Raw genomic sequence first — 10,847 nt, forward strand, 5'->3', positions numbered from 1 at the left:
TATCAGGAGGACATTATGTTAGACATTAAATTTGTAAGAGAAAACCCGGAAGTAGTAAAACAGAATATTCGTAATAAATTTCAGGATAATAAGCTTGAACTGGTAGACAAGGTACTGGAACTGGATAAAGAAAACAGAGAAATCAAACAGGAAGTCGAAGCACTGCGTGCACAGAGAAATAAAATTTCCAAGCAGATCGGAGCTCTGATGGGACAGGGCAAAAAAGAAGAGGCAGAAGAAGTAAAGAAACAGGTAGCTGCATCTGGTGCACGTATTGAGGAGCTTTCCGTAAGAGAGAAAGAAGTAGAAGAAGAGCTTCTGAAAGATATGATGGTTATTCCGAATATTATTGATCCATCTGTTCCTATTGGAAAAGATGATAGCGAGAATGTTGAAATTGAAAAGTTTGGAGAGCCGGTTGTGCCGGATTATGAGATTCCATATCATACGGATATTATGGAAAGCTTTGACGGGATTGACCTTGATAGTGCAAGAAGAGTTGCCGGAAATGGCTTTTATTATCTGATGGGCGATATTGCCAGACTTCATTCCGCAGTAATCGCTTACGCAAGAGATTTTATGATCAACAGGGGATTCACATATTGTGTACCTCCTTTTATGATCCGCAGCAATGTGGTAACGGGTGTTATGAGTTTTGCTGAGATGGATGCAATGATGTATAAGATCGAAGGTGAAGATTTATACCTGATCGGAACCAGTGAGCACTCCATGATTGGTAAATTTATTGACCAGATCATCCCAGAGGAAGAACTTCCAAAGACTCTTACAAGTTATTCTCCTTGTTTTCGTAAAGAAAAAGGTGCACATGGACTGGAGGAGAGAGGCGTTTACCGCATCCATCAATTTGAAAAACAGGAAATGATCGTTGTATGCAAGCCTGAAGAAAGCAAAATGTGGTTTGAGAAGTTGTGGCAGAATACAGTAGATCTGTTCCGTTCCTTGGATATTCCGGTACGTACCTTGGAATGCTGTTCCGGTGATTTGGCAGATCTTAAGGTAAAATCCCTGGATGTAGAGGCATGGTCTCCAAGACAGAAAAAGTATTTTGAAGTAGGAAGCTGTTCTAACTTGGGCGATGCACAGGCACGCCGTTTGAAAATCCGTGTAAATGGAGCAGATGGAAAGAAATACCTTGCACATACCTTAAATAATACTGTTGTAGCACCGCCAAGAATGCTGATCGCATTCCTTGAAAATAATCTGAATGCAGATGGAAGTGTTAATATTCCAAAAGCACTTCAGCCATATATGGGTGGAATGACAAAAATCGAGAAAAAGTCCAATAAATAATACACATATGTAAGGCGTTTCCAGCACAATATTGAAGCGAAACAAGAAAGCATTGATATTTTAAATAATAAAGTGTCATTAAACGTACAGCAAAACAGGAGGTGTTTTCGTGCACAGCTATTTGAGATCAATCGGATTTTCAAAGATCACAAAAAGAAAAGAAATGCAGGAATTGATCCGTGACGTGATTGATTCTTATGACGAAAAATATGTTGTGGAGAACCATCCGGATGGTGCTTTTGCTGAATTCTCTAAAAATTATGGATGTGATTGCGGGATCACCGTCTGCGGACAGTATGATGAAGACAATCAGTTTCAGGTGGAATATTCCTTCCCCTTTTTTAGGGGGACAGGGATTACCACACAGGAGAAAGTTACGATTGAACGACATGCGGATAAGGAATCTTTTGCAGGTGCCTGTGATGATCTTAGAATTGGTGTAACATTGATTTTTTATTTGCAAAATCCTGCAGAATATATACTTGAAAGTTCAAAGGGAACTTTTGGCGGGCAGCCATTGACCCTTACCGGACTTGCCAAAAAGGGAACAATTCTCCTGCCTGTTCAGAAAGATAAGGAAGCAGTGATAGTGGCTCAGGAATCGACAAGAAATCGTACTAATTTGATCGAGGCTGCCAGAAATGGTGACGAGGAAGCCATGGAAAGCCTGACAATGGAAGATATGGACACTTATTCAATGATTTCCGAGCGAATTGTGAATGATGATATTTTGACTATCGTCGATTCCTATTTTATGCCATATGGTATTGAATGTGATCAGTATAATATTATGGGAGAGATTAGAGATGTTGTAAGCTTCCAGAATGTGCTTACAGGTGAAAACCTTTATCAGATGACCGTGGAAAGCAATGATATGCAGTTTGATATATGCATTAACAAACAGGATCTATTTGGAGAACCGCAGGTGGGAAGAAGATTTAAAGGAATCATCTGGCTTCAGGGACAGCTGCATTTTTAAAAGTTAAATTTGATTTAGACCTTGCCTTTTAGGTGCAAATATAGTACAATTGTCGATGTGGTTTTGGAATATATAAAATCACATGTGTCGTCATAGCTCAGCTGGATAGAGCACTCGCCTCCTAAGGTTGCGTTACAACGGCCACCTTGGAAAAACTTCATATAGGATTCAAGTTCGAGTTTCTTCGGGCTTAGTCATAAAACCAGCCATGTCTCAGTAGCTCAGTTGGATAGAGCACACGCCTCCTAAGCGTGGGGCCGGAGGTTCAAATCCTCTCTGGGACGCCAGCTAACAACGCCGAAAGCCTTTGTTTTCAAGGGTTTTCGGCTTTTCTTATATGAAAAGGCACGAAAAAGCTCTTTCACTGTATGAGATAAAATTCTACTCCAAAATTTGATTTTTGACAACCCCTCCAGAATCGAACGGTTGTTATAAGACAAAATCGCCAGCTAATTTTTAGCAGAAAACGGGCTGTTCTTGCTAATGAAAATGCCCTTCCTGCTAATCAGCCCCAAAATCGTGCCAAAAATCCTGCTAATCAAAAAAGGCGGATGTTTTGAGTACCATGCAGTTATAGCAGATAAAATTGAATATCGTTATATACATAGAGCGTCTATTTGCCCCGCATTGGGGATGGATAGGCGCTCTTTTTTTATGCCCAAAACCATGGGCAAATACAAGAGATTGGAGGTGTTTTATTTGAGCAAGCCTGTTTATGCCGCAGACAAGCCGAGCGATTGCCATTACTGCTACTATTGGACGAATGGCAGAAAGGGCTGCCGTCTGGGTAGAAATAATTGCTACTACTTAATCTCTTTGCCACCGAAACCTAAGTCGGAATGTGATGGCTGTCCCTATGGGCGAGATCACCCGTGCATTGGTTGGTGTACGAAGAAGGTTATGCGTGAAGTGGGGCTTCGTTGATATAAATGCGTATGAACAGGAATACCGCTTCTGCTATTTTGCCCGATGTCCTTACGAAAAGACGGATACGACTTTCCGCAGCATTCCGCTGACAACAGAAAGTTTTCCGCAGAAAGAAGGTGGTGAAGCCGTGTGAGTTTTGATTATTTTTACGGTCAGCAATCCGATCTATTCACATTCTATCGAGTTCCGAAGGTGTTGTTCACGAACGAGAGGTTCTGGAATATTTCTGCCGATGCCAAGATGCTGTATGGCATTTTGCTTGACCGCATGAGCCTGTCTGCCAAGAATGGTTGGATAGATAAAAACGGTCGAGTGTATATAATTTTTACAATCGACGAAGCGAAGATGGCTCTGAACTGTGCTGAACAAAAGGCTATCAAGCTGCTCAGTGAACTTGAGAAGAAAGCAGGATTGATTGAACGTAAGCGTCAGGGTTTGGGAAAACCCAACCTGATCTATGTGAAGAACTTTATCTCTGCTGTGGATTCACAACTCTTGAATTGTGAAAATCACAATTCTGGAACAATGGAAATCACAACTCAAGAACTTCCGAAATCACAATGTAATAATACTGATATTAAAAATACTGAATTTAGTGATACTGATTCTATCTTTCCTTCCGGAAATGGTGGAATGATGGACGAGAATGACCGGTATCAAGAATACTTTGATTATTTCTCGGATCAGCTCAGTATGGATTTGTTGAAGAAAGATTACCCTTACGATTCTGAAATGCTGGATAACATTCTGGAACTGATCGTTGAAACGGTTTGCACAAAGCGACCGTTGATTCGCATTGGTGCAGAGGAGCGTCCGACAGAAATTGTCCGCAGTCGGTTTATGAAACTGAATGCCGAACACATTCGATATGTTATGGACTGCTTCAAAGAGAACACCACAAAGATTAGAAATATCCGTCAGTATATGCTGACTACGATATACAATGCGCCGACGACAATAGACACCTACTACGATGCTCTTGTTCGGCACGATATGTCACACGGATATTTGGAAGGAGGATTTAAGAAATTGAAAATGAAGCGAGAGGAAGGAGAGTGACGAAAAATGTCGAAAAAAGCAACCATCATTGCGGTGGTCAATCAGAAAGGAGGAACCGGCAAGACCACCACCACCGAAAATCTGGGCGTTGGCTTGGCACTTGAAGGAAAAAAGGTGCTTCTGGTAGACACCGATCCCCAGGCTTCCCTGACAGTCAGTTTGGGCAATCCCTGCCCGGATGAGCTGTCTCCGACACTTTCCGATTTGATGGGAAAGATTATGGTGGAAAGCCCCATTGCTCCCGGTGAAGGGATTCTTCATCATCCGGAGGGCGTTGATTTGGTGCCGTCCAACATCGAACTGTCCGGTATGGAAGTTGCACTGGTCAATGCCATGAGCCGGGAAACCATTCTCAGGCAATACCTGGATACGGTCAAACAGAACTATGATTACATTCTTCTGGATTGTATGCCGTCTTTGGGTATGCTGACCGTCAATGCGTTGGCAGCTGCCGACAATGTGCTGATACCGGTTCAGGCAGCATACCTTCCTGCAAAGGGTCTGGAACAGCTGCTTGGAACCATCAACAAGGTCAAGAGACAAATCAACCCGAAATTGAGGATTGAGGGTATTCTTCTGACTATGGTAGACAATCGCACCAACTATTCCAAAGACATCAGCAATCTGATTCGGGAGAGCTATGGAGGAAAGCTGAAGGTTTACAAGACAGACATTCCCCGCTCTGTTCGTGCAGAAGAAATCAGTGCCGAAGGACACAGCATTTTTAAGCATGATCCAAAAGGAAAAGTGGCGGATGCTTACCGAGTCTTGACGAAGGAGGTGTTAAACAATGCAGAGAAAAGGCGCAAACATCAGCTTGAAGGGGTACGATGATATTTTCTCGACCGAGCAATCCAGAGCCGAATCTCAGCAGGAGCGAGTGCAGGAAATTCCGCTTTCTGAATTGCACCCTTTCGAGGGACACCCCTTCCGTGTGGTTGATGATGAAGAAATGATGAAAACGGCAGAGAGCGTCCGAGATTTCGGAGTTCTCACCCCGGCGATTGTCCGTCCTGACCCCGATGGTGGTTATGAAATCGTTTCTGGTCACAGGCGGCACCGGGCATCGGAGCTTGCGGGTAAGGAAACCATGCCTGCGATTGTTCGTGACCTGGACGATGATGCAGCCATTATTCTGATGGTCGATGCGAATTTGCAGAGAGAAACCATTCTTCCGAGCGAAAGAGCATTTGCCTACAAGATGAAGTTGGATGCAATTAAACATCAGGGCGAAAGGACAGATTTAACTTCTGGACAACTTGTCCAGAAGTTGTTGTCAGTAGAAAAAGTGGCTGAAGGAACCGGTGAAAGCTACAAGAATGTGCAACGCTATATCCGTCTAACCGAACTGATTCCGGAACTGTTGGATATGGTGGATACGGGTCAGATCAAATTCAATCCTGCGGTGGAGCTTTCCTATCTGGCAAGAGAAGAACAGCAGGATTTTCTTTCTGCAATGGATTATGCTCAAGCAGCTCCTTCCCTTTCGCAAGCACAGCGAATTAAAAAGCTCGCACAGGAGGGCGAGTGTACGCTGGATGCGATGTGCGAGATTATGAATGAAATCAAGAAGGGAGAGCTGGACAGAGTAACCTTCAAAACGGATTCGTTGCGAAAATACTTCCCGAAGTCCTATACCAACAAGCAGATGGAGGATAAAATTATTCAGCTTTTGGAACAGTGGCAGAAAAAAAGAGAAAAATCTATGGAAAGGTAAGGTAAAAAATGTTTACACCCAAAAACATTCAGGGCGCTTTGGAAGAACTCTACGACCTTTGCGATCCTGATTATATGGTAGATATGCTCGTAAATTACAGTGAGGAGTTCGATGATATTTCTCCTACGCTTCTGGCAAGGTCGTTCCAGAAAAATGCCGAGATGGTTTGCGAGTACCGAGTATTGTCCTCTGCTGGTGAGGGTATCGACTATCAGGGAACGGTACTTCTGAACAGCAGAGCCGTGCGGCTTCTGTCCTATGTAGAAGATACGAGCGGCAATGAAAAAGTTCGCACGATTCAGAGCAAGGAGCTGTGGTTAACAGAAGATATGACCTTCTATGTGGTGTCCTGTATGTCCACGATTACGATGGACAAGGAAGAAGCCATTTGTCTTAACGAACACCGCAGTGTAGTTACTACGGTGGAATGCGAGGACGATATTTTCTTCGACATGGGTTCCCTGATTTGCGAACTGGACGATATTTGCTTGTTCGAGCTTTTAGCCGATGCGGATGCGACTATTTATGAACTGTAACAGGTTCATGGATGGTCGCTTTTCTTATTTCCAAAGAAACGGAGGTATCGAAACTTGAAAGAATACGATGTGAAGATTACCGAAACCTTGGAGAAAACGGTTACGGTGCAAGCAGAATCTCACGATGCGGCAGAGGAACAGGTTAGAGCCGCTTATTACAATTCGGAGTACATTCTGGACTCCGAAAACTTTACCGGTGTTGCGTTCGGCACGACCGAGGAACGGGAGGTTCAGAAAGAACAGGCAGATACCATGAATGTGTTGCTGGTAAAGCCGTTCATGTATCCGCAGGCTGTGCAGATCGGCTGTGAGCTGGAGGAGTTGCAGAAAGCCGTAGGTGGCGATATTGAGGCAACTTATCCGTTCAATGAGCCGGTTGCACTGCTCATGCACGACGAAGGTAAACTCGCAGGCAAAGACCTGAACCGTGCGCTGCGTGATGATGACGGCGATATTTATGACATTATCGCCGGTGATTTCCTGGTGGTTGGTTTGGGTGAGGAGGATTTTTGTTCTCTGTCCCCGGAACTGATGAAGCAGTTTGAGGAACACTTTCATCAGCCTGAGACTTTTGTACGCATGGGGCGCAGCATTATGGCGCTTCCCCTGCCGGATGACATGGTGAAGAAAGAAGATGCACCTGTCAAAGCTGATTCGGTTCCCCATAAAATTAACCCTGACCGAGATGTTCTGTAAGGAGGTTCTTATGCAAAGAAATTCGACGATTGGAGAGCTGATGGAGCGAAAGCGGATTCAGGATGGTGCCAAGGAGTACCAGGGACATACCTATATGGACTTGGCACGATTTGATGAAGCCACCAAGCACATGATTATTTTCGATGTGCTGACCGATGAATCGCCTGTCGGTTGGAAAGGCGAAAGAAATCGCCTGTATTTGAGCGATGTGGGTTATCAGAAGGCTCTGGATAACCAGAAAGCTGGCAATATCAAGATTATCAGCCATGCCGCAGTTGCCAAGGGCAATCTGTATTACGACCACAGAGATATGGCACGATAATCTGTTCACTCTACTGCTTGCAGGAGGTGATGAATCATGCAGGAAGAAGTTGAAAACAGGACAGTGAACCTGGCGATCAGCACTACCAAGCTGACGGGGCGCACTATCATTGCCGGTATCCGCAAGTATTTGCAGCACCGGGAAAAAGTGAAAATGAAAAAGGCACGAGACCCTGCCGTTCATGGAAAACAATCCGTGAAACAGCTTTTGGGACAGAATCAGGGTGCTACGAATGTTGAGATCGACAAAGAGAGTATCCGTGATTTTGAAAAGCTCGCCAAGAAGTACGGCGTGGACTTTGCCGTAAGGAAAGATAAGTCCGTTGATCCTCCCCGGTTTCTTGTCTTTGTCCGTTCCAAAGATGCAGATGCTTTGGATGCGATCTGCAAGGAACATCAGGCAAGGGCATTAACCAAGAATGAAAAGCCGAGCGTTCTGGCGCAACTGAAGAAGTTCAAGGAAATTGTCGCAGCGATTCCGAAGAAGGTTCGAGAGAAGAAACAGGAGCGTGATCTGTGATGGATAAGAGAAAAATTAAAAAGCTCCTGATTCTGAATTTACCGTATTTTCTGGTAGGGTTGTTCGCTACGAATTTAGGAGAAGCATGGAGATTGGCTGAGGGTGCAGATTCATCTGCGAAAATCCTCAGCTTTTTTAATGCCCTTCCGATAGCCCTGAACAATCCGTTGCCCAGCTTTCACCCGTTGGATTTGCTGATTGGCATTTTCTGCGGCGCAGGACTCCGGCTGGCTGTCTATCTAAAAGGCAAAAACGCAAAGAAGTACCGACACAATGTTGAGTACGGTTCTGCTCGTTGGGGAACGGCAAAAGATATTGAGCCGTTTATTGCACCAAAGTTCGAGGACAATGTGATCCTGACAAAAACGGAGCGGTTGATGATGAGCAATCGCCCGAAGAATCCTGCCAATGCCCGAAATAAGAATGTTCTGATTATCGGCGGTTCGGGTTCCGGTAAGACTCGCTTTTGGTTGAAGCCAAACCTTCTCCAGATGCACAGCTCCTATGTGGTCACTGACCCCAAAGGCAGCATCGTGATTGAGTGCGGCAACGCCCTTTTGAAGCATGGCTACACCATAAAGATTTTCAACACCATCAACTTTCAGAAGTCGATGCACTATAACCCTTTTGCCTATATCCATTCAGAAAAAGACATTCTGAAACTGGTGACAACGCTGATTGCCAACACAAAGGGTGATGGAAAAGCCGGTGACGAGTTCTGGACGAAGGCGGAAACGCTGCTCTACTGCGCCTTGATCGGATATATCCACTATGAAGCTCCGGTTGAGGAACAGAATTTCTCCACCCTGATTGAGTTCCTGAACGCAATGGAGGTGCGGGAAGATGATGAGGAGTTCCAGAATCCGGTGGATCTGATGTTCGAAGCCCTGGAAAAGAAAAAGCCAAATCACTTTGCAGTCCGTCAGTATAAAAAATACAAGCTGGCTGCCGGCAAGACCGCTAAGTCGATTTTGATTTCCTGCGGCGCTCGTCTGGCTCCTTTTGATATTCAGGAGGTCAGAAATGTGACTGCCTATGATGAGTTGCAGTTGGATACTCTCGGAGATAAGAAAACGGCGCTCTTTCTGATTATGTCAGATACGGATGCGACCTTTAATTTTTTGATCTCCATGATTTACACACAGCTGTTCAACTTGCTGTGCGAGAAAGCAGATGATGTGTACGGCGGCAGACTGCCGGTTCATGTGCGCTGCCTGATTGATGAGATGGCAAACATCGGTCAGATTCCCAATCTGGAAAAACTGGTAGCGACAATCCGAAGCCGTGAAATATCAGCTTGCCTTGTTCTCCAGGCACAATCACAGCTGAAAGCCATTTATAAAGACAATGCCGATACCATCATCGGCAACATGGATTCCCGAATTTTCCTGGGTGGTTCTGAGCCAACCACGCTTAAAGAACTAAATCAGGCATTGGGAAAAGAAACTATCGACACCTACAACACCTCCAACACCAGAGGTAACAGCCCGTCTTACGGCTTGAATTATCAGAAGTTAGGCAAAGACCTTGCGAGCGTAGATGAGCTTGCGGTTCTGGATGGAAGCAAGTGTATTTTGCAGTTGCGTGGTGTCAGACCGTTTCTTTCTGACAAGTACGATCTGACGCAGCACCCCAATTATAAGTACACATCAGACTTTGATAAGAGAAATGAGTTCAACATTGAACAGTTTCTGAGTCGAAGGTTGAAGCTCAAGGCAGGTGATGAGTTTGTGGTAGTCGATGCGGATTAAGGAGGTTTCTGTTTGGAAAATCTGAAAACGGTATCTGCCCTGGTTAAGAACATCTTGGAACACGACCACAAGGCAAGAAATACCGACAATCATTTGTACCTGATGGTACTGGAACACTATTCCGGGCTGCGTGGCATCGACATTCATGCCATGACGGTTCCTGTGTTTTTGAAGGAACTGGATAGACGCAGCTTTCCGGGGTTTGAAACTGTCCGCAGAAGCAGACAGAAAGTGCAGGCAACCTACCCTGACCTTGCTCCCAGTGAAGCCGTAGGCAAACGCAGAGCAAAAAATGAGGTTGTATATCGAGAATTTGCAGAAAGCGAGGTGTAAAAAATGACTTGGTGGATCACAGATACCTCTATTGGGCAGCGTTTGAAGTTCATTAGACGATTTCGCCGCCTTACACAGAAAGAGCTTGGACTCCTGATGGGGTATTCCGAGAAAACAGCGGATGTCCGTATTGCTCAGTATGAGAAAAACGCTCGAACCCCTAATGCAGAAACCACAGCGAAACTCGCAGAGGTTCTGAAGGTTTCACCTGCTGTTTTTTCACCGACGATCTGTGCTTCTCGTGAAGATTTGTTGCAGTCAATGTATTGGCTGTTTCTCATGAAAGGTGGTGGTGATATATATGATTGTGAAACTGAATATGCAAGAAGCAGAATGGAACAGAAACTTGGCGTGATAACCGTTGAGGAGTTCCTTGAAAAGATTCTCGCAAACTAAGCCTTCCGTCCGGTTTTGATACCGGTAGTACGGAGGGCTTTTTCTATTCTCAAAACAATTTCAAATTTTAGGAGGAAAATATTATGGCATTTTTCAATAGCGCAGTAACCGTTCTTCAGACTCTCGTTATCGCTCTGGGCGCAGGTCTTGGCATCTGGGGTGCAATCAATCTGCTTGAGGGCTACGGCAACGATAACCCCGGCGCAAAGTCCCAGGGTATGAAGCAGTTCATGGCTAATTAAAGGGAACAAAAAGAAAGGGAATGCACAATCCAGACGGTATCAGCGGCAGGCTACAAGAA

14 protein-coding genes and 1 tRNA gene are annotated in these 10,847 nt (G+C 44.8%); all 15 read left to right on the forward strand.

The window, feature by feature from the left end:
* Positions 1 to 15 precede the first annotated feature (15 nt).
* The 15 genes from serS to OCV61_RS13175 all read left to right on the forward strand — a co-directional run bounded on the left by serS (position 16) and on the right by OCV61_RS13175 (position 10,788).
* Positions 16 to 1,311, forward strand: a complete 1,296-nt coding sequence (gene serS, locus OCV61_RS13105; protein ID WP_158422175.1) for a serine--tRNA ligase — start codon at positions 16 to 18, stop codon at positions 1,309 to 1,311.
* Positions 1,312 to 1,420: 109 nt separating this feature from the next.
* The gene (locus tag OCV61_RS13110; protein ID WP_158422176.1) at positions 1,421 to 2,290 is read left to right on the forward strand and encodes a DUF3881 family protein; all 870 of its coding nucleotides are present in this window, start codon (positions 1,421 to 1,423) and stop codon (positions 2,288 to 2,290) included.
* Between the two features lie 210 nt (positions 2,291 to 2,500).
* Positions 2,501 to 2,577: transfer RNA gene (locus tag OCV61_RS13115), tRNA-Arg, on the forward strand.
* 569 nt (positions 2,578 to 3,146) lie between these two features.
* The gene (locus OCV61_RS13120; RefSeq protein ID WP_242700963.1) at positions 3,147 to 3,350 is read left to right on the forward strand and encodes a hypothetical protein; all 204 of its coding nucleotides are present in this window, start codon (positions 3,147 to 3,149) and stop codon (positions 3,348 to 3,350) included.
* Complete coding sequence (locus tag OCV61_RS13125) at positions 3,347 to 4,276, forward strand: DUF6017 domain-containing protein (RefSeq protein WP_148342140.1); 930 nt, start codon at positions 3,347 to 3,349, stop codon at positions 4,274 to 4,276. Before OCV61_RS13120 ends, OCV61_RS13125 begins: the two co-directional genes overlap by 4 nt.
* Positions 4,277 to 4,282: 6 nt before the next feature.
* Positions 4,283 to 5,110 (forward strand): ParA family protein, encoded by an 828-nt coding sequence (locus OCV61_RS13130; RefSeq protein WP_148342139.1) that lies wholly within the window; start codon positions 4,283 to 4,285, stop codon positions 5,108 to 5,110.
* Positions 5,067 to 5,993, forward strand: coding sequence for a ParB/RepB/Spo0J family partition protein (locus tag OCV61_RS13135; protein WP_148342138.1), 927 nt, complete (start codon positions 5,067 to 5,069; stop codon positions 5,991 to 5,993). Before OCV61_RS13130 ends, OCV61_RS13135 begins: the two co-directional genes overlap by 44 nt.
* A gap of 8 nt (positions 5,994 to 6,001) precedes the next feature.
* A complete protein-coding gene (locus OCV61_RS13140; protein ID WP_148342137.1) occupies positions 6,002 to 6,529 on the forward strand; it encodes a hypothetical protein in 528 nt (175 codons plus the stop codon).
* A gap of 54 nt (positions 6,530 to 6,583) precedes the next feature.
* Complete coding sequence (locus OCV61_RS13145; protein ID WP_158422177.1) at positions 6,584 to 7,225, forward strand: DUF3846 domain-containing protein; 642 nt, start codon at positions 6,584 to 6,586, stop codon at positions 7,223 to 7,225.
* A gap of 10 nt (positions 7,226 to 7,235) precedes the next feature.
* Entirely contained in the window at positions 7,236 to 7,547 is a 312-nt protein-coding gene (locus OCV61_RS13150) for a DUF5720 family protein (protein ID WP_117416131.1), read from the forward strand.
* A 36-nt stretch (positions 7,548 to 7,583) separates the two neighbouring features.
* Positions 7,584 to 8,066, forward strand: coding sequence for a PcfB family protein (locus OCV61_RS13155; protein WP_002304320.1), 483 nt, complete (start codon positions 7,584 to 7,586; stop codon positions 8,064 to 8,066).
* The gene (locus OCV61_RS13160; RefSeq protein WP_148342135.1) at positions 8,066 to 9,817 is read left to right on the forward strand and encodes a VirD4-like conjugal transfer protein, CD1115 family; all 1,752 of its coding nucleotides are present in this window, start codon (positions 8,066 to 8,068) and stop codon (positions 9,815 to 9,817) included. Before OCV61_RS13155 ends, OCV61_RS13160 begins: the two co-directional genes overlap by 1 nt.
* A 12-nt stretch (positions 9,818 to 9,829) precedes the next feature.
* Positions 9,830 to 10,150 carry a hypothetical protein gene (locus OCV61_RS13165; protein ID WP_002304332.1) on the forward strand — a complete coding sequence of 107 codons (321 nt, stop codon included), beginning with the start codon at positions 9,830 to 9,832 and terminating at the stop codon, positions 10,148 to 10,150.
* A gap of 3 nt (positions 10,151 to 10,153) precedes the next feature.
* A complete protein-coding gene (locus OCV61_RS13170) occupies positions 10,154 to 10,546 on the forward strand; it encodes a helix-turn-helix domain-containing protein (RefSeq protein WP_118629860.1) in 393 nt (130 codons plus the stop codon).
* 83 nt (positions 10,547 to 10,629) lie between these two features.
* On the forward strand, positions 10,630 to 10,788 hold the full coding sequence (locus tag OCV61_RS13175; protein WP_005929973.1) for a Maff2 family mobile element protein: 159 nt from the start codon (positions 10,630 to 10,632) through the stop codon (positions 10,786 to 10,788).
* Positions 10,789 to 10,847 lie beyond the last annotated feature (59 nt).

It is taken from the genome of Blautia ammoniilytica, from assembly GCF_025566965.1.
In the GTDB taxonomy this organism is placed as follows: Bacteria; Bacillota; Clostridia; order Lachnospirales; family Lachnospiraceae; genus Blautia_A; species Blautia_A ammoniilytica.

Excerpts from the sequence above, each read along its gene's own strand:
- serS (WP_158422175.1), top strand. The coding sequence starts at position 16 with ATGTTAGACATTAAATTTGTAAGAGAAAACCCGGAAGTAGTAAAACAG.
- OCV61_RS13120 (WP_242700963.1), top strand. The coding sequence starts at position 3,147 with ATGGGCGAGATCACCCGTGCATTGGTTGGTGTACGAAGAAGGTTATGC.
- OCV61_RS13130 (WP_148342139.1), top strand. The coding sequence starts at position 4,283 with ATGTCGAAAAAAGCAACCATCATTGCGGTGGTCAATCAGAAAGGAGGA.
- OCV61_RS13135 (WP_148342138.1), top strand. The coding sequence starts at position 5,067 with ATGCAGAGAAAAGGCGCAAACATCAGCTTGAAGGGGTACGATGATATT.
- OCV61_RS13140 (WP_148342137.1), top strand. The coding sequence starts at position 6,002 with ATGTTTACACCCAAAAACATTCAGGGCGCTTTGGAAGAACTCTACGAC.
- OCV61_RS13150 (WP_117416131.1), top strand. The coding sequence starts at position 7,236 with ATGCAAAGAAATTCGACGATTGGAGAGCTGATGGAGCGAAAGCGGATT.
- OCV61_RS13155 (WP_002304320.1), top strand. The coding sequence starts at position 7,584 with ATGCAGGAAGAAGTTGAAAACAGGACAGTGAACCTGGCGATCAGCACT.
- OCV61_RS13160 (WP_148342135.1), top strand. The coding sequence starts at position 8,066 with ATGGATAAGAGAAAAATTAAAAAGCTCCTGATTCTGAATTTACCGTAT.
- OCV61_RS13170 (WP_118629860.1), top strand. The coding sequence starts at position 10,154 with ATGACTTGGTGGATCACAGATACCTCTATTGGGCAGCGTTTGAAGTTC.
- OCV61_RS13175 (WP_005929973.1), top strand. The coding sequence starts at position 10,630 with ATGGCATTTTTCAATAGCGCAGTAACCGTTCTTCAGACTCTCGTTATC.